At 41.7% G+C, this 18798-nt stretch carries 18 protein-coding genes; 11 read left to right on the forward strand and 7 right to left on the reverse strand.

Annotated elements, in window-relative coordinates; genetic code table 11:
* Positions 1 to 288: 288 nt before the first annotated feature.
* The 4 genes from V7K15_RS19115 (at position 289) to V7K15_RS19130 (ending at position 4589) form a co-directional block, all read left to right on the forward strand.
* The gene (locus V7K15_RS19115; RefSeq protein ID WP_334907665.1) at positions 289 to 1803 is read left to right on the forward strand and encodes a thioredoxin-like domain-containing protein; all 1515 of its coding nucleotides are present in this window, start codon (positions 289 to 291) and stop codon (positions 1801 to 1803) included.
* A 558-nt stretch (positions 1804 to 2361) separates the two neighbouring features.
* Positions 2362 to 2784, forward strand: a complete 423-nt coding sequence (locus V7K15_RS19120) for a KGK domain-containing protein (RefSeq protein ID WP_334907667.1) — start codon at positions 2362 to 2364, stop codon at positions 2782 to 2784.
* Positions 2781 to 3131, forward strand: a complete 351-nt coding sequence (locus V7K15_RS19125; RefSeq protein WP_334907669.1) for a DUF952 domain-containing protein — start codon at positions 2781 to 2783, stop codon at positions 3129 to 3131. The genes V7K15_RS19120 and V7K15_RS19125 overlap by 4 nt, the downstream gene beginning before the upstream one ends.
* A gap of 537 nt (positions 3132 to 3668) precedes the next feature.
* On the forward strand, positions 3669 to 4589 hold the full coding sequence (locus V7K15_RS19130; RefSeq protein ID WP_334907696.1) for an RluA family pseudouridine synthase: 921 nt from the start codon (positions 3669 to 3671) through the stop codon (positions 4587 to 4589).
* 771 nt (positions 4590 to 5360) lie between these two features.
* On the opposite strand, the gene V7K15_RS19135 is transcribed toward V7K15_RS19130, so the two are convergent.
* The 3 genes from V7K15_RS19135 to V7K15_RS19145 form a co-directional block, all read right to left on the reverse strand.
* Positions 5361 to 6128, reverse strand: coding sequence for a phycobilisome rod-core linker polypeptide (locus V7K15_RS19135; RefSeq protein WP_334907671.1), 768 nt, complete (start codon positions 6126 to 6128; stop codon positions 5361 to 5363).
* A gap of 649 nt (positions 6129 to 6777) precedes the next feature.
* Positions 6778 to 7326: a hypothetical protein gene (locus V7K15_RS19140; RefSeq protein WP_334907673.1), complete on the reverse strand. Its 549-nt coding sequence runs from the start codon at positions 7324 to 7326 to the stop codon at positions 6778 to 6780.
* Positions 7320 to 7937, reverse strand: a complete 618-nt coding sequence (locus V7K15_RS19145) for a phycobiliprotein lyase (protein ID WP_334907698.1) — start codon at positions 7935 to 7937, stop codon at positions 7320 to 7322. The genes V7K15_RS19140 and V7K15_RS19145 overlap by 7 nt, the downstream gene beginning before the upstream one ends.
* A 316-nt stretch (positions 7938 to 8253) precedes the next feature.
* On the opposite strand from V7K15_RS19145, the gene V7K15_RS19150 reads away from it, so the two are divergent.
* The 4 genes from V7K15_RS19150 to V7K15_RS19165 all read left to right on the forward strand — a co-directional run bounded on the left by V7K15_RS19150 (position 8254) and on the right by V7K15_RS19165 (position 11522).
* Positions 8254 to 8466: a hypothetical protein gene (locus V7K15_RS19150; RefSeq protein ID WP_334907675.1), complete on the forward strand. Its 213-nt coding sequence runs from the start codon at positions 8254 to 8256 to the stop codon at positions 8464 to 8466.
* A gap of 166 nt (positions 8467 to 8632) precedes the next feature.
* Positions 8633 to 8974: a photosystem II reaction center protein Psb28 gene (psb28, locus tag V7K15_RS19155; protein ID WP_292791194.1), complete on the forward strand. Its 342-nt coding sequence runs from the start codon at positions 8633 to 8635 to the stop codon at positions 8972 to 8974.
* 146 nt (positions 8975 to 9120) lie between these two features.
* The gene (locus tag V7K15_RS19160; RefSeq protein ID WP_334907677.1) at positions 9121 to 9633 is read left to right on the forward strand and encodes a MogA/MoaB family molybdenum cofactor biosynthesis protein; all 513 of its coding nucleotides are present in this window, start codon (positions 9121 to 9123) and stop codon (positions 9631 to 9633) included.
* 137 nt (positions 9634 to 9770) lie between these two features.
* Positions 9771 to 11522: a diguanylate cyclase gene (locus V7K15_RS19165; protein ID WP_334907679.1), complete on the forward strand. Its 1752-nt coding sequence runs from the start codon at positions 9771 to 9773 to the stop codon at positions 11520 to 11522.
* A gap of 255 nt (positions 11523 to 11777) precedes the next feature.
* Here the strand turns inward: V7K15_RS19165 and V7K15_RS19170 are convergent, their stop codons facing one another.
* From V7K15_RS19170 to V7K15_RS19185, 4 genes are all read right to left on the reverse strand, one after another.
* Positions 11778 to 12800 carry a hypothetical protein gene (locus V7K15_RS19170; RefSeq protein WP_334907681.1) on the reverse strand — a complete coding sequence of 341 codons (1023 nt, stop codon included), beginning with the start codon at positions 12798 to 12800 and terminating at the stop codon, positions 11778 to 11780.
* Positions 12801 to 12825: 25 nt separating this feature from the next.
* A complete protein-coding gene (locus tag V7K15_RS19175) occupies positions 12826 to 13911 on the reverse strand; it encodes a hypothetical protein (RefSeq protein WP_334907683.1) in 1086 nt (361 codons plus the stop codon).
* A 671-nt stretch (positions 13912 to 14582) separates the two neighbouring features.
* Positions 14583 to 15674: a phospho-N-acetylmuramoyl-pentapeptide-transferase gene (gene mraY / locus V7K15_RS19180; protein ID WP_334907685.1), complete on the reverse strand. Its 1092-nt coding sequence runs from the start codon at positions 15672 to 15674 to the stop codon at positions 14583 to 14585.
* A gap of 81 nt (positions 15675 to 15755) precedes the next feature.
* A complete protein-coding gene (locus V7K15_RS19185) occupies positions 15756 to 15995 on the reverse strand; it encodes a DUF3134 domain-containing protein (RefSeq protein ID WP_334907689.1) in 240 nt (79 codons plus the stop codon).
* Between the two features lie 243 nt (positions 15996 to 16238).
* Between V7K15_RS19185 and V7K15_RS19190 the strand changes: the two genes are divergently transcribed.
* The 3 genes from V7K15_RS19190 to V7K15_RS19200 all read left to right on the forward strand — a co-directional run bounded on the left by V7K15_RS19190 (position 16239) and on the right by V7K15_RS19200 (position 18464).
* Entirely contained in the window at positions 16239 to 16823 is a 585-nt protein-coding gene (locus V7K15_RS19190) for a PAP/fibrillin family protein (protein ID WP_334907691.1), read from the forward strand.
* A 305-nt stretch (positions 16824 to 17128) separates the two neighbouring features.
* A complete protein-coding gene (locus tag V7K15_RS19195; protein ID WP_100899784.1) occupies positions 17129 to 17344 on the forward strand; it encodes a photosystem I reaction center subunit IV in 216 nt (71 codons plus the stop codon).
* A gap of 250 nt (positions 17345 to 17594) precedes the next feature.
* Positions 17595 to 18464 carry a DNA-formamidopyrimidine glycosylase gene (locus V7K15_RS19200; RefSeq protein ID WP_334907693.1) on the forward strand — a complete coding sequence of 290 codons (870 nt, stop codon included), beginning with the start codon at positions 17595 to 17597 and terminating at the stop codon, positions 18462 to 18464.
* The last annotated feature ends 334 nt before the right edge of the window (positions 18465 to 18798 follow it).

The following is an 18798-nucleotide window of genomic DNA, read 5'->3' on the forward strand; positions in this document are numbered from 1 at the left end:
GTGAAAACTAAAAAGTAAAACTACGGTCATACAAAGCTTTCAGCGTCAGCTAAAGCGTTGCCAAAAAATGGATAAAGTCGAGCTTAGAGGATGTTCTAAAAGTATTTTTGGTAACATCAAAATCTCAGAAACCTAACCCTCCAGTCCCCCTTCCCTACAAGGGAATGGGGGTTTAAAAGCCTCTCTCCCTGTGGGGGAGAGGAATGGAAGCGCGGTTTATAGTATACTTTGCGACTTTTTAAATATCCTCTTAATTACGAATTACGAGTTAGGAATTATGAATTACCTATGATTCCCCGTGTCAGAGCGCCAGAATTACCGCAAAATTACTCTTGGCTCAACACCGATAAACCTTTGTCTCTTAAACAACTCAAGGGTAGAGTCGTAATTTTAGACTTTTGGACATACTGTTGTATCAATTGTCTACATATTCTGTCAAACCTAAAATATTTAGAACAAAAATATAAAGATAGCCTTACCGTTATCGGTGTCCATTCCGCCAAATTTGACAACGAAAAAGAAACAGAAAGTATTCGCCAAGCTATCCTGCGCTATGACATTGAACATCCAGTTGTAGTTGACAGTGGTTTTCGGATTTGGCAAGAGTATGCTGTGCGTGCTTGGCCGACGTTAATAATTATTGATCCAGAAGGTTACGTGATTGGCCAGATATCTGGTGAAGGAAACCGTGACACTTTAGATGAGTTAATTCAAAAGCTAATTCAGCAACACCAAGACAAAGGTACAATTAATTTTCAAGAGTTCAGCTTGACTTTAGAAAAACAGCGCCAACCATTAATTACACCTCTAGCTTTTCCTGGTAAAGTTCTAGCTACTCCAACAGGTTTATTCATCGCTGATTCTGGACATCACCGCTTAGTTGTGAGTAGTTTTGACGGGGAAATTCTGCACTTAATTGGTACTGGAAAATCTGGCTTAAGCGATGGTGCTTTTGATGAAGCGCAATTTTTTGCACCACAGGGAATGGCATTTGATGCCGAAAATGAGATTCTTTATGTTGCTGATACAGACAATCATACCCTGCAGCGAGTTGATTTAAAGCGTCAAGTAGTGGAAGCGATCGCAGGAACTGGTGAACAAAGCCGCAATATTCGTCCTCATGGCGGTGCTGGTTTAGAAACTGCGCTAAATTCCCCTTGGGATTTAGTGAAAGTGGGAAATACCCTGTTTATTGCAATGGCTGGACCGCATCAAATTTGGCAAATGGACTTAGAAACTGGCATCATCAAAACTTATGCTGGTACTGGTGCAGAAGCTTGTATTGATGGTTCACTCAGCGAATCTGCCTTTGCTCAACCTAGTGGTATTACTAATAATGGGCAAGAATTATATATTGCTGACAGTGAAGTTAGTTCAATTCGTGGTGTGGGAATTGTAGAACCGTACCAAGTGCGAACCGTTTGCGGTAGTGGGGGTTTATTTGGTTTTGGCGATGTAGATCGACAAGGTGAAGATGTGCGTTTACAACACTGTTTGGGAGTAGAATACGCCGAGAATTTTCTGTGGGTGGCAGATACCTATAACCATAAAATTAAATTAGTTAGTTCGAGTGGAAACTGTCAAACAGTGTTGGGAGATGGTTTTGCTGGTTTAGAAAATGGTCAAGGTAAGAATAGCCGCTTTTTTGAACCTTCGGGATTGAGTGTTATGGATTCATATCTATATATTGCTGATACTAATAACCACGCCATCCGCCGCGTAGATTTGGATACTTTTGAGGTGACAACGCTAGAGTTTCTGGGGTTATGTGCGCCAGATGTTTGTATTCCGCCGAATCTATAAAATGATAACCTCACGCAAAGGCACTGATAAAAACTCTGCCTGCCTACGTAATTTTTCAAGAGTAATGTTCTAAAGCGATTATTTTTAGTAGCTCAAATATAAATATTATCACTGGGATAATTTTAATAATTGTGGAGTAAAATAGTTGATTAGTTTAACCTATCATGCAGACACTTACTAAATTACATTAACTATTAGGATTAATATTAACTAACTTGATTAGGACTTACGCGTCATACATATGTACTATACAAAATTTGGGTTTTTAAGCCATATTTACAGCAGAATTCAAGTGTTTGAACCACATCTGTCGTAGGGGCACAGCATTGCTGTGCCCCTACTGCGTGGTCTATTTACCTGAAAATAACTGTAACACTCAACACACTCAATATGCGACTAAATCAGGGTTGTGTTGGGCGCCTGAAACGTTGATTTTACGTAATATATATTATTATGGTTAATTTGTACAGAGCGTAAGTCGTATTGATGTCAACAAAATTGCAGAATAAGCTGAAATTATCAAGTAGATATTGTCCACTCTGAATTAACTACATTCATATGAATAATCAATTCATTACTCTAGACTGTGACGATGATGTTGTACTCTTCCAGAAAGACACTTTTAAAGTCAGCAGATTAAAGGAATTAGTTCGGGAACAGATTTGCAGCAAGTGGGAACGTCATAGTGCTTTTGATCACATGACTCAAAAGACTACCACTCAAATTTCTGAATTTTTAAAGGAAATATCTCTTAATCAAGAGATTATCAAAATAGATGAAATTAAATTGAATTTGATTATAGATTGCCAGATACTTAAAATTAGCGGTAAAGGCTGGCAGAAAGGAAAATTGAAAATGCAAATATACATCTCAAATGTCACCACAAATAAATATACATTATATCTGGAATTTTGTTCTGATGAAGCCGTTAAGCCCGAATTGCCTTTAGATGATATTCGCAAAATTCTAGAAGTAAGATGAACACTATCCTCCACATCACCAAAAGCCAACAATGGGAACAAGCAAAAGATTTGGGCAGCTATCGCGCTGATTCACTCGATTCTGAAGGCTTTATTCATTGTTCAAAGTCAAGGCAAATAGTCAAAGTTGCAAATACATTTGTTTCTAATCAAAAAGAATTGGTATTGCTTTTTATTGATTCTGATAAAATCCAAGCTGAAATTCGCTATGAACCTGCTGAAATAGGCGAATTATTTCCTCATATTTATGGTGAGTTAAATATTGATGCTGTATATCAGGTGATTGATTTTGAAGCTGGGGAAGATGGTTTTTTTGAGTTACCGCCAGAAGTTATAAATTTAGAATAACAAACCGCCTTCTCTGCGAGACGCTACGCGAACGCGCAGCGTCTCGCAGAGAAGGACGCAAAGGAAGAGAGATGGAAAGTCACATATAAAGCCTGTTTGACTCCTGACTCCTGCTATATTAATTGACTTAGTACAGCTTTGCATAAATTTGTAGCGAATGTGACTCAAACAAACTTTGCGCCCCTCTGCGCCCCTTTGCGTTTAAACTTAAACCCTGAATTGACCAACAATTTACGAAACTATCTACTTAGAGACTTCCAAATAAAAAAATATCCAATTATTTATTGTGGGCATCTTGCTCGCCCAGTAACCAAAGGCGGGCAAGATGCTAACCCCACAAGATTGAATAATTTATTTCTTGGAAATCCCTTAGCCAAGTTCAGAAGCCCAATTAAAAGGATTCCGCGCTTTACTTAAAGAACGGGGAATTAATCTAGAGCAATTGTGACCGAATTTAATTTACAAATCCCAGAAAATAGCGAACGCTTGTCTTCTCATATAGAGGATGCTGTACCTAGTTTGCTTCCCCTTGGGAGTATGATACACTGCGTCAACACTTCATGCGATCGCCTTGACCGTTACCTTGCCCAAGAATTACCAGATTTATCCCGTTCCCGCATCCAACAGTTAATCGAACAGGGTAACGTCCAACTTAACGATAAAGTTTGCACATCTAAGAAGATCAATGTCAAGGTAGGCGATCGCATCATTCTCGATATACCAGAAGTTCAACCCTTAGAACTGCTTGCAGAAGATATTCCCTTAGATATCCTCTACGAAGATGACCAGTTACTCATTCTCAACAAACCCGCAGGCTTAGTTGTCCATCCTGCGCCCGGTCATCCAGATGGCACTTTGGTAAATGCCCTATTAGCACACTGTCCCAATTTACCAGGAATTGGGGGAGTTCAGCGTCCGGGAATCGTCCATCGATTGGATAAGGATACTACGGGGGCGATCGCGATCGCTAAAACAGATATTGCCCATCGTCACCTACAAGCCCAACTCAAAGCTAAAACTGCACGGCGACAATACTTGGGCGTGGTTTACGGTGCGCCAAAAACTGAAAGTGGGACTATAGATTTGCCCATTGGTCGCCATCCCCAAGACCGCAAGAAAATGGCGATTATACCCGTTGAAGAAGGCGGACGAGTCGCCGTCACTCATTGGCAAGTACTAGAACGCCTTGGTAACTTCACCTTAATTCACTTTCAATTAGAAACTGGACGCACCCATCAAATTCGTGTCCACAGCGCCAAAATGGGTCATCCAATTGTCGGCGATCGAGTTTATAGTTCTGGTCATTCAGTAGGGGTAAATTTGCCCGGTCAAGCATTGCACGCTTGGCGGCTAAAATTGCAGCATCCCCTATCTGGAGAGTTGATTGAGGTGACAGCTACTCCTCCCACCCACTTTACAAAACTTGTGGAGATGTTAAAGAGACGAACTACACTTTAAGCTCATCCCACGCCTGAAACCATCACCATTTCACAGACATTTAGGAATAAGAATTAAATAACATACAATTTATGTCCCTGGTTTACCTCACCCTCAATCCCTCTCCTTATAAAGGCTATGGTGTACACACAAGTCTGAAATAGCTGATTAACCAGGGTTTTACCCCACCCTAACCCGGACCTTGGAAAGGGGAGGGAACTAGATTTCCAGTCTCCCCCCTTTCCAAGGGGGGATTAAGGGGGGTAATTCGACTACCGTAGCCTTATAAAGGAGAGGGAAGCTAGAGACAGGATGAAGTTTTCCATTTTATTCAGGACTTACGCAAACAATAGCCGAAACCCTTATTTTTACGTAGGGGCAATACCCTGCGGGTAATACCCTGCGGGTTCGCGTAGCGTTTCGTAGGAAAGCTAAAGCTACATGAATTGCCCCTACACTATGTAGTTTTGCGTAAGTCCTATTATTTAATCTACGTTCCGTTAGCACAGAACACCACAAAAAGGGTATGGAATTTAATCATTCGTAGGTTGGGTAGAACGTAGTGAAACCCAACATCAAGTCTGAATATTTCCGAACCTCTTTTACGGTGACGTCTACTTAGCAACTGAGAAAAAACCATGCCCAATGCCCGTTAACAACTAGCGTGCATCAGACATGGGATAGAGTCTGTTTCACTACTTCTACCTAAATGAAACTCCTACATAACCCAAGACTCATGCACGCTATAAAATGATCAAAGGGATGTACTAGCCAGCCGCCGACCAAAAATCGTTATTTAATTCCTGTCAGTTGCCGATAAGGTACAGACTTTTCGATATCAATGTTGAATGACGAGATCCTTTGTGGCGGATTGCCAGTTGCATTGATACTTTGTGCCATAGACAAGAATAGAGACGGATCGCCAGCCTTGGGCTTTTGCTCTTGTGGGAGGAATCTGCGTACTTCTACCTGCCAAATGATTTGGGGGAAACCCAGTTTGGCACGGTGGTAATCTTCGTATCGCGGAGATTTAATGTTGAATGGCAACTCACCCTCAGCGCGAGATGGTAGTATCCGACGGCGCTGATAAGGCACTGTGGAGTATCCAAAATTGCTCAGGTACTCTTCAGTGTTGAGTACTTCATCAACCAAGCCGACAATACCCTTGGTAGCAACTACAATTGACCAAGCGATTTTTTCCCGCTCGTTGTATGGGTCGCGTCCTAGAACCTTCTGGATTACATGCTCAACAAAGCGATAATTATTGTTGAGGTCGTAGAAGCTTTTCTTAAAGGTATTGGAAAGCAGCAACCCACGAATAAAGTCCCGCACTGTAATTTGTCCATTACGGAGTTGGGACTCTAGGTTTGTTTCGCGATCGACAGCAAAGGCATGAAAGAAAATTTGACGATATGCTGCTTCGATCAGAACATCTAAATCTGACGGAGAAAGCAGATTGTCTGTATTAAAAAGCCTGGGCTGTTCATCACCCGGTACTTCATATGCTGCTACACGCTGGTTTTGACTTGAAGGGTCATATGTTAACAGAGGAATTGCCACTCTAAAGCCTCCATGTTCTTAATTAAAGTTAACAAGTGTGAAGTACCCACAGCTGATTCAGAGTACCAAATACAGCGAGGGCTTCCTGTCTCATAGGCAGATGCCACGTTAGGCACACTCATCAATGAGTGTCCGAAACCAAATCCGGTGATGGTCTTACTCTCCCTCTCTACTGTTGCCAGCTTTATCCTCACTTTATGAAGAACCCAGGCAGCTGCCCTGCTTCCCAAGGCAGTGATTGATTTTTGTTTCGAGGTTCACCCTTCGGGTTCGGGAGTTTGGACTCGACGGAAGCCGCCAAGACTCCGAGCCACTCTCCATGATCATCAAAGAATCAGCGGGTAATCCCATTCCTCCTTCCTCAATTTAAGTATTAGTAAGAAAACAATTAGCCTACTGGATTCAACTTATAGCTAATTAAAAAAAGGGAGTGGGGCTTCTAGCTTAATGACCATGTAAATGACTAAAAAACTTTATTCACATATTTTAGATTAGGAGATTCAGTTTCACTTTTTTTAACTGAAGCAATAACTTTTAACATTTAGCAAAAGAAATTAATGGGGCATTGGGCACTTGTACTGAGCGAAGTCGAAGTATTGGGTGTTGGGCATTAGTTATTCTCCCTTGTCCTCCTTGTCCCCCTTGTCCCTCAGTGACCGATCCAAAATTCCAGGGGATCTATGGTTGACTTACAGTGAGGCCAGCTACGCAAAGTTGCTTCCATCCCTACCTTCCAGTCGGGTGGCTCCAATCCCAGTCCTAAGCATAGATGGGATAGGATGCTAGCAAACTGCTGATTGTGACCAAAGTCTCCTAGATGGGCATGGGCGTATTCATGGACGACTACACCAAACCAGTCTCTAGGTGCAACTCGACCAACATCTACCAAAATGGTGATTGGGTTTGTGAGAATGTTGCACAGCCCGTCTATGCCGAAGGATTGAGCTATGGGTACTGCAAAAATTTGGATATGGCGACGCTGTTGGGGATGAAAGCACTCATGACAAAATCCTAGATAGGCGTTGATCTGAGTATTAACGGTGTTAATATTTTCACCGATCCAAGTGCAAATGGGGATGCGATCGCGCTTGTTTTCAAACACATCCACCATACCCGGTTCTAGAGCCAGTCCCTGTACGAGATGCAGATAATCTCGCCCACGAGTAAAAGCATCAGTCTGCTGGAGATTATTCACCATCCCAAAACAGAATAAAACTCTCTTTTTTCCAGAACATCCGGCGCTTGTCTTTCTGTAACTTCTTCTGTGCTGGCAACCTCAACAGAAGTTTCAATCCGTGTTTCAGTACAAAATGATGCCGTGCTGAAGCCGCCAAAGCGTTTGACTGTACTGGTTCGCAGTCGCATATTTGGGCTACCAAACCAGAATCGCTCAATCGAACTCATTGTTTCGTATTCGGTTGTCAACACTAATCCATCTTCATCATCCATGTGAAAAAGACCGACTACAGGCATAATTTCGGCATAGCCTCTTTCGCGGAGTAATTTGCCAGCCCTTGGGTTATCGCCATCAGGCACGATCGCAAATATGGTTTTCCCCTGATGATTCTCCTCATCCTCTCTATCCCAAGCCATTGTGCCTAGCCAACGCACACGCGATCCTCCTACTGAAAGGCTAGGGTCAATCTGATGATACTGGCACAGTTCGATGATTTCTGGATGATCGGCAGCTAAAGTTTCTACCTGTATATCCGATTCTCCCATCTCTGAGCGCTTGAAGGCCAGATGATGAGTTGCACGTTGCGATCGCCACTTACCAGCACTTAGCTCAAAAAATTCCATTGCGTCTATCAATCTTCTGACTCCTACTTACTCCTGCGGATGATCTTTTACGAGTTCTTTCTTTTTTAAATTGTTACTATCTAAACATTCTAAACATTACAGCGATTAGCGGTCAGCTTCAATAAACTCCCTGAAAAGGGAGAAGCAGATGTGTTTTTCGGGAATTCTAAACTTTTATTATAACGATCTCATATAGCTTGTCTATGTAATAGACATCTCCAGAAATTAAATATGCGTTACCCAGAACCCTTGTAGAGACGTAGCAGTGCTACGTCAAAACAATTCTTTTTTGGAGATGTCTAATACTGAAATCATCTGGCGCTAGGTGACTTATGCACTGTTAGCTAGAAGGACAAGTGTTTTTGCGACATCAAGCACTATCTACGCTGTGATCAATTACAGCTTAGTTGTGGGCGGTACTGGCCTTTTGGATGAGTGGGGTATTGCAGGCGCTGGCGAAGTTCATCGGTCTTTCGGTCTGCCTACTGCTCCTCACGTTACCGTGTTGACTTACATTCGCGGTTTGCAGGTGCAATAATGCAAGTTACAATTGAAAACGATGATCTCACAATGTTGTTACTTGAAAAAGAGCCAATTTAAGTATATACACTGAAAAAATGAATAATAGTAGCCTCTAGACCGTGATGTTCTAATTGGTGAGAGAATATTAAATTAACTATCACAAAAGTTTAAATTCATTGATCATGACGAAAATCCAGTTTTCTAGAGGTCTTGACGAAGAAGTAATTCCAGAGGTGCGCCTGACGCGATCGCGCACTGGCGACAGTGGCACAGCGACATTTATTTTTACGAATCCGAAGATTTTAGATCAAGGTAGCACCGAAGATATTACCGGGATGTACTTGATTGACGAAGAAGGGGAGATAATTACCCGTGAAGTTAAGGCTAAATTTGTCAACGGGAAACCGGAAGAATTAGAAGCGTTTTACGTAATGAAATCTGCCCAAGAATGGGATCGCTTTATGCGTTTCATGGAGCGGTATGCTGAAGAAAACGATCTGGGACTGAGCAAAGCTGAAAAATAGGGCATTGAGCACTTGTACTGATCGAAGTCGTTGGCGCAGCCTCTGCTAGAGAAGTATTGGGCATTGGGCATAAGTAATTATTTTCATGTCCAATGTGCTATTTTCCATGCAAAATTACTCGTTATCAAGAGTTAAAAGCTTAACCTATGATACAACAACCCCACCCAGACTCACCTGGAATTATGGTAACTTGTGCTGTGGTTACTGTCAGCGATACACGCACTTTTGAAACAGACAAAAGTGGGCAGCTAATTCAGCAATTACTCCTTGGTGCTAACCATGCTGTAGGAGCGTATACGATTATCAAAGATGAACCAACACAAATTCAAGGGCAGATAGAAAACCTGGGTAAAAGCTCAAATTTGGATATTGTAATTTTCAATGGTGGTACAGGTATTGCACCAAGAGATACCACCTACGATGCGATTGAGAAGTTGCTGGAGAAAACCTTGCCCGGATTTGGTGAGTTATTTCGTTTTTTAAGTTATCAAGAAATTGGTTCGCGGGCGATCGCTTCTCGCGCCGTTGCTGGTGTTTATCAAAATAAATTAATATTCTCGCTTCCGGGTTCCAGTAATGCTGTGCGACTGGCAATGGAAAAATTGATTTTGCCCGAACTCACTCACTTGGTAAGTCAGGTTTGTCAGGGGATGAAATGAGCAGCCGTTCAGAAAGTTACCATAATAACTTTTGTAAAACTTACACATCACGCATTAAATTCATCCCTTGTATGCTTACATCTTGAGTCTATGTATAATTATACTGAAACGGATGAAATATTCATATCAGGTAAGCAATGGAGCCTATTTACTGGAATTGTATAATTGCTCACGGCATCACTGCATTTTCCTACTTTGGCATTCCCATATTAATAGGGATTTTCTTTATAAAAACTAAGGCAACTGTCCCTTCTAAGTTTTGGCTAGCCTTTCTGTTATCAGGTGGATTCATATTATTTTGCGGATTTCATCACCTTCTGGCGGTCTTGGAGCCACATTCGCCAGTGTCCCTGCTGCATTTGGGGGTGCTTGATGTAATGGCGTTTATTTCCTTGTCTACCTTACTCTACCTGATGCCAACTGTTTATCAAATTCTAAAGGCGATCGCCAGATTTCAAGAAGATAACCGCGAACTTGAAGGCAGGTTGCAGATGCAACGGCTATTCCTAGATAATGGGCCATTTATAGCCTATATCAAAGATGAGCAATCTAGAATGCTCTACTACAATAACCTGGTACAGTCTAGATTTTCGGTAGATCCCCAAGAATGGTTAGGAAAAACGGATATTGAATTCTTGGCAAATCTACAACAGGCGCGGCAGATAATAGAAAACGATCAAATGGTTTTGAAGACTCTACGCCCCTTGAAGCTGATTGAAGAGGTAAATATGCCTGGTAATGATCAGCCGTGCTATTGGCTATCGTTTAAATTTCCGTTTAACGATTACGCAACGGGCGCTAATCGCCTTGGTGGGTTTAGTATCGATATTACAGAATCCATAGAAACAGAGCGATTGCTCATTGATCTAAATCAGGAGCTAGAAGAAAGAACGCTGAAATCAGAGGCAAAAAAACGAGAACTTATATATCTCTCAGATATGGCAGATATGCTTTATTCCTGCGAGTCTGAAAATGATGTATATCAAGTGGTCGGTTTAACCTGTTCAAAACTGTTTCCTAATATGAGTGGTTGTATCTGTGTAATTGCTAATTCCAAGAATTATGTTGAGATGAATAGTATTTGGGGAGGCGAAACAAGAAGTAAAGAAATATTTTCAAAATCTGAGTGTTGGGCATTGCTGAGAGGGAAATTCAACCTTTTATCGCCTCATAACTCAGGACTGATATGCAGCCACTTAATACAGCCTGTTAGCGGCGCAAATTTGTGTGTTCCCCTGTTTGCACAAGGCGGAGTAGTTGGGATTTTATACATTCATACGCTTGAAGAAATCACCCCAGAAGAGCAACAACTTAGTGAGATTATTGCTAGAACATTAGGCTTTACACTGAATAATCTATCGATAAAACAACGTCTCACCCATGATAACTTGCGGGATGGGATGACCCAACTATTCAATCAAAACTATATGCAAACCATAACAGAACAGAGGCTAGCGGAAGCTGAGCGATCGGGACAAACTCTGAGTGTTATTTTCCTTGATATCGATAACTTCAAATCTTACAACTCGCGCTATGGGCATTTAACTGCCAACATTGCTCTTCAGGGATTAGCAAAACTGCTGTTAAAATCTATTCGCTCCTTTGACATTGCTTGCAGATGGGGTGGTGAAGAATTTGTAATTGTTATGCCTAATATGACGCTGGAAACGCTCAGGAAGCGAGTAGAACAAATAAGGGTAGATGTTGAACAAATGCAATTGAAGGACGGCGATCAGATTCTCGAAAGCATCACCGCTTCCTTTGGAATAGCTGTATCAGAACCAGGGATTACAGTTAAGGATTTTCTGAATCGGGCAGATCAAGCGATGCTTGAGGCAAAGCGAACAGGCAAGAATCGGGTTATGGAGTATGTAAATACTTATACTTAATTCAGGTTTCCCCTTTATATCATGTCCGCTTGATTACTTATTAAACCCGAAGAACCCCAAAGAGCCAAAGCTATATTTTGTCAATTTTTTTTTAAATTCTTGGCTTGATCCCAATTTATTGAAGAGATAGGTTTGATTTTTGATTAGACTCCATAAAGGGAGTGGAAGATAATAAGTCTACTACATCAGCCGTATATCTTCATACTCTTTTTTGGCTAAGGGATTGCTTGTAGTTCACCAAAAGATTTAGAGCTTTTAACCTAGAGGCACTCTGATATTTTGCAATAACCCTCTAATATTGGTAAAATCAGCACTATTATTCAAAGCTTTTAAAGAATTGCTATCAGCTTTGTCTACAATGGTATTGTAGGCATTAATTGCCTGATTGAGTTTAGTCAGATTGACATCGTTCTGGTTTGTTACTAGACCGTTGAGGCTCAAAATTAAATCGGTTGTCAATAGAGGATCTGCGCCTGTTAACCCCAGCCTGATCGAAGTATTCGCAGCGCTAGAATCAACTCCGGCTGCTAACACAAATGCTAAAACAATATTTGCATTCTTAACCTTATCCCGTGGACCAACTATTTCAAAATTAAGTATTTCCCCATTAGATTTCTTGAACGTAACAACCTTTTTTACAGTTTCTATTGATGAACTATTAAGGGTTGGGGCTTGAGTAGGAGGTATAACTGTTGTGTTCCCACCAATTTCAACAGAAATAGAGCCTTTGGCAGGTAGTGTAGTAATTGCAGTCCTTACATATCGAATAGCAGCCGCTATAGTGGTAAAACTTTCACTGCTACCACTACCTGTTAACAACGATCCCCCACCAGGAACTAGCGGTTGAATAATATTCACAATTACCAAAACCCGACCAGGAACTGGCGCTTCAGTCCTATTCACAATTAGAGGACCCACTGCCCCAAGCAAAGCTGCAAATTGTTGTTGTGTCAGCCCGCCAGTTCGTAAGCTGACAACATATCTTTGTGCAGATGTATTCAGAGTATTTTGAATATCTGGCGGCACAGTAAATCTAACTGTTCCACCACTATTAGTCACTGTAATGTTGCCAGATTTTGTTGTGCCACCAGTTCTAATAGTGATAGGCACTGAGAAAATGGTAACACCTGAGGCACCTGAGTTATTACCACTGACTGAACCAGCAGGTCCCTTACTGGGCGTATTCGGGCTGAGTTGAGCTTGGTTTGGCAATTGCCAAGCACTCAAAAGCAGAGGACTTAGACTCAGAGCAAGGATTAGAGACTTGATTTTGATCATAGGGATTCTCTGAAAATAAAAGGATTTACTTAGGCAAGAAATTGAAACCATAGCTGACACTCAAAAGTACGGCACTACCACCATCAGTGCGATCGGTGAGATCTAAACCTTGAAGCACAACCGTCAGAGGAATAGTTTGGACAGGAACGAAAGAAACTCCAGCGTTTAAAGCTACTCCACTCCAAGATGCACCGATGCCTACTTGAGGATAAACTTGCAAACCCACGCCTCCAAATACCCCAACGTCGTCATTTCCGGAACGGAAGTTGCCGCCTCCCACTCCGACGCTAACTGCCAATGGCATCTGATTTTCAGGATTGTTAGGTTGCAACAAGGAGACATTTGTAACTTCACCATAGACACTAGAATCAGCTACTCCTTCATTCCCATACTGGGCAAACGTATTCCAGCCAACAGCAGCCGCAATTTGATTGGTACTACCAGCATAGAGAACACGGTGGGCTTTGAGATCGAAGGTTCCATTATCACCAAAGTTTTTGATACTACCTTCGTTGAAGGCGACTTCTAAACCGATTGACTTCTGGCTATCTCCCAAACCAAAACCCGCACTTATACTCCCATCCAAACCACCATTGCCATTGATATCTCTGCGAGTTCCTCCTGATGCTTCCACGAAAAAGTCTCCCCAGTTAGCTCCGAAAGCACTGGGAATTCCAAAGCTGAGGCTAGGATAATAGATTTGTTTACCACCTATGCCTCCTAACAAAGGCTTAATTTTTAGCCTTTGACGTAATTCACTATCATTTAATTGAGTCTGAGAGTCAGCAGAGGGAGTTTGAGCTTGTAATAGAATTTGATGACCACCTTGGTTTGGTGATATGATAAGAATCTGTGCTGGACTGAGATTTGAAGAGTGTATTTTAGGAGAAACAATCGCTTTTTTGATTTGAGTGCTGGCTGATTCAGTTAAAGATGCAGCCTGTTGTTTTTGAAAAACAGTATTATCTTCAGCAACTGTGGGATTGACTAAAATACCCATTAATGCTGCGAAGGAAGTTGTCAGGCTTGCCCCTAAGATATAGGAAACATACTTAACAACAGTCAGTTGAGAAATCTTTTTGCTGTTAAGCCTTCTTTGTTTTTTATCCACTTATACTCCTCAGACCTAAATAACTCTGTGGTTGATCGAAATTTATACTAAACAACGAGTTGTGGGAAATCGTACTATTAAATAAATATATTTATTTAATAATTCCATTGAGCATCATAAATTACCTAGACCAATACATAATCAAAAAGGGATGCTTAAGCTATTAAGTTCTATTAAGCACTCAATATTCGCTTAAGCCCTGCTACGCTAACAGCACTTACAACCTTTTCCAGTTAGGTAGAACCCAGTAACAAAGAACTTAATTTGAACTTCTTCAAACTCTGATAATTTCAGCCGATGACCTATAGTAGTGAGCCAAACTAACTTTAGGGAGCAAGTAGTAACTAGTAAGTCATTCGTAATAAGAGCTACCCTCTAATTTCATCTTCATGAGTTATCGTAGAATCGCCTTTGGGGCATTTATAGTGCTATATTCCCAACTTAAGTGTTTACTAGATACTCAGTAAGTTTTCTATGAACTTATATCATATGCTCAGATACATAATAGTCACAAGATCAGTAAACCGCAAGTTTTTCTCAAGGGCGATTGCTACTTAGACTCTATGTACAATATAGTTATAAACCATACCTATAGAAAAAAACTCCCTGAAGATGTAGGAGTTGTTTTTTGTATTCGAGCAGCTTTTAAAACATTCAGAATGGAGCGATGCCTACGCTAAACAGATAGTAGCCAATATAGCAGCGATCATATAAAATACTCCAACCACCTGCAATTCTGACCAGCCAGTTAGTTCTAAATGATGGTGTAAGGGTGCCATTTTGAACAGGCGCTTACCTTTGCCATCGGGTCCCTTTGTGGCTTTGTAATAACTTACCTGTGCCATCACCGAAAGGGTTTCTACGAAGAAGATACCACTGAGAATGAACAGAGCTACTAAAGTGTTTGTCAATAGCGCTACAGCAGCTAAAGCTCCTCCCAGTGCTAAAGAACCAGTATCTCCCATGAAAACGCGGGCTGGATTACGATTATGAGCTAAGAAACCTAAGCACCCACCACTTAAAGCAGCACAGAAAACCATCAACCCTGGTGCTGTGGGTGCGATTAAGGCACCTAATGCCAAAAGTGCGATCGCAACTGTTCCTGCTGCCAAGCCATCAATCCCATCTGTTAAATTAGTTGCATTACTTTCTGCAACTAGCACAAAACCTGCTAGAGGCCAGAATAAGAATCCCAAGGGTAGTGTGAAGCTGACCCAAGGTAAAGCAATATTTGTAATATTAGAAGGTTGATTAAACATCAGCCATACACAAAACACAGCCGCAAAACCCACCTGCAAAGCCAGTTTCGTTGCGGGAGATATACCTTTATTTGATTTCCGGCGCAGAATTTGCCAATCGTCCAGCCAGCCAATCAATCCGTAGCTGATTGTCAATGCCGAAACTGCAAGCACATCTGTAGCAAAGTTAGACAATATACAGGCAATTATCACACCTACAGGTACAAAAAATATACCTCCCATTGTTGGGGTGCCTGCCTTTTTTAGATGGGCTTGGGGTCCATCTTCCCGAATTATTTGTCCAGTTTTGAGTGCTTGAAGTAGGGGTATTACCCAATAGCCTACGACACCGGAACCCATAGCACACAATAATAGTGGCAGGGTTAACGACATACTTTGCCAGGGTAGCCGATTGGCAATCGAATCCAAATAAAATGCTGTTGTAGCTAGCCCTACGGCTAATAAAGAGGCTAGAGCGATTCCAGAAATATTTAATCCTTGCTCAGGAGATAATTTAGCGTCCACAGAAGTTTCCCTTCACTCCACACTTAATAAAACTGATTACCAGGAATCTAGGGATACAACCAAGTCCCTAGCCTGAAAAGGTTAATCCTCAGCGATTCCTATATCGTCATCATTATCATCAAGGTCGTAGCCAATTCCATCTTCTACACCGATTAAGGAGTCTATTCCTTCTGCGTCATTTTGAAAATCCGGTTCGTGAATGTTACGCGCGATGATCCGACCGTTGGTTTGCAACCAGTCCAACAAAGAGGACTCTAACTTTAGGGGGATGACATCGGCTCGTTGCTTACGGGCTACTTCACGTAATTGAGAGTTCAACATATCGAGTCAGGACAAGAAAAGGTTTACGTAAGTTGACATTTAGAGTCTATCACTTGACATGGATTTATTTAGTTATCTTTTCAACCCTTTAGTTGATAAATCCGCATTCCGATAGAAATTTTTTATTTAATAGACGTATGGCTGACGTCAAGCGATTATTAGTAATTTTTATGCTTCTACACATAGGCGATGAATATCTTGTTTATGCTGATGGAAAGTGAGTGATTTTTGAGGTGACAGGCGATGATGGGAAAAGCGGCTCTCATGGATGCGATCGCACTTACAAATCGCGGTTTAGTGGCGACCGAAACACAGAAACAGGCTATCTTAGCTGCGATCGCCAATTTAGAAGACTTTAATCCTACACCCCGTCCGGTGGAAGCTACTAATTTACTAGATGGCGATTGGCGATTACTATACACCACTAGCAAGGCTCTTTTAAACTTAGATCGTCTACCTTTGTGCAAACTGGGTCAAATCTATCAGTCTATTCGGGTAGACACTACTAGTGTTTACAATATAGCTGAGATTTATGGCTTACCTTATTTGTCAGGATTAGTCACAGTTGCTGCTAAATTTGAGCCAGTTTCAGGTCGCCGTGTCCAAGTGAAATTTGAGCGTTCTATTATCGGCTTACAACGTTTAATAGAATACAATTCTCCGGTAACTTTTATCCAACAAATTGAAGCTGGTAGAAAATTTCCGGGGATTGATGTTGTCATAAACAGTGATAAACAGCAAGGCTGGTTAGATATCACTTATATAGATAACGATCTGCGGATCAGCAGAGGTAACGAGGGGAGTGTGTTCGTATTGAGTAAAACATAAGTTTGTGCAAAAATACTGGTTGCGAACAAAAGTATACTATAACGTGTACCTTGTCAAGTAGAGTCTAATACAATTTTAAATTTGAGATGTGCTAAGGGAGTGGAGAGTGGGGAGTGGGACAAGCAGAATAACCAATGCCCCATGCCCCATGCCCCATGCTCCATGCCCCATGCCCAAGACCCAATGCCCTATACCAAATTCAGACAAATAACTTAACAAAGACTCTTGGTGCGACCTTCAGGTTGTAGAGTGAAATCAATTAGCCCTCTAGATTGGCGATTGATAACTATAAAGGGAAAATAATCATGGTTCAACGTGGTTCTAAAGTACGTATTCTCCGCCCTGAATCCTACTGGTTTCAGGATCTTGGAACTGTGGCTTCCATTGACCAAAGCGGTATCAAATACCCAGTAATTGTCCGCTTTGATAAGGTAAATTACGCTGGTATCAATACCAACAACTTTGCCCAGGATGAATTAGTAGAGGTCGAAGCACCAAAGGCTAAAGCACCTAAAAAATAAGCAGCAAAGCTACAAGGGGGTTGTTTGATGCGATGATGAAGGTAAGTCGGAAGTATGAAGTATGAAGTATGAAACTTTCAGTTGATTCATTCTTCATCCTAGCCTACCTAATCTACGAGAAGCCGTCCTGCGGGTATTTACGGTTTATTTTTGGTAGTACGATAAGCCACCTAGGTGTGTCTAAGATACTACCTTATCTCTTCTTTATTTACCCCCAAGTACATTAAAATTGCTTGCTTAATCAGTTTGAATGCCTGAACTGCCTGAAGTTGAAACAGTCCGAAAGGGTCTAAATCAATTGACCCTCAACCAAGAAATTACGGGTGGAGATGTGTTGCTCGATCGCACCATCGCCTACCCGTTTTCTGTCGGTGAATTTGTTGACGGAATTACAAAGAATGCGTACCCCGGAGGGGTTGGCGCAGCCATCGCTACTTGGCATCGTCGCGGTAAATATCTTCTCGCCGAACTCTCGCCCTCATCTTCCGGCTGGCTAGGGGTTCATCTGCGAATGACCGGTCAACTACTATGGCTGCATCGAGATGAACCATTACATAAGCACACGCGGGTAAGATTATTCTTTGGAGATCAGCAGGAATTACGCTTTGTTGATCAGCGTACCTTTGGTAAAATGTGGTGGGTTCCGCCTGGTGTTGCTGTAGAAAGTATTATGACTGGTTTGGCAAAACTGGCAGCAGATCCATTTTCACCGGAATTCACTGTCGAATATCTAGTTCTAAAACTGCAAAACCGCCGTCGTCCGATTAAAACTGCGCTACTCGATCAGTCGATGGTGGCGGGATTAGGTAATATTTATGCCGATGAAGCACTGTTTAAGAGTGGAATTTTACCTGAAACTTTGTGTATAGATTTGCAGTTAAAGGAAATTGAACGTTTGCGAACAGCCATCATTCAAGTGTTAGAAACGAGTATTGAAGCTGGTGGTACGACTTTTAGTAATTTCCTAAATGTTAAAGGTACTAACGGCAACTATGGTGGTTTAGCCTGGGTTTATAACCGCGCTGGAGAACCCTGTCGAGTTTGTGGCACAGAAATTCAACGGATTAGGTTAGCTGGGCGATCGAGTCACTTTTGCTCCCAGTGTCAAACGCTACGTTAGGAGACGCGATTAATCGCCTCTGTACAGGAGTTCGGAGAGACGCGATTAATCGCCTCTGTTAGGAGTTTAGAGTTTTTACTTCTAACTCGGAACTCTCTTAAAATGCAGATAAAAGAACTTACAGAAATACGCGGTAAGCGTAGAGCTTCAGTCGCTTTAGGGCTGAGATATCAGCGACATTTCGGCAAGCTCAATGACCACTCGTGTGACAATAGTTCCCCTAACTCCTTGACTGGTCGCGGTATATCTGATATAATTACCAGTGTAAAAAATTTAGTATAACTAAGCAACGTAAAAACCTGACTAAATTGGTTGGGTGCGTAGTCATGCCTAA

This window comes from Nostoc sp. (genome assembly GCF_036919815.1).
In the GTDB taxonomy this organism is placed as follows: domain Bacteria; phylum Cyanobacteriota; class Cyanobacteriia; order Cyanobacteriales; family Nostocaceae; genus Nostoc.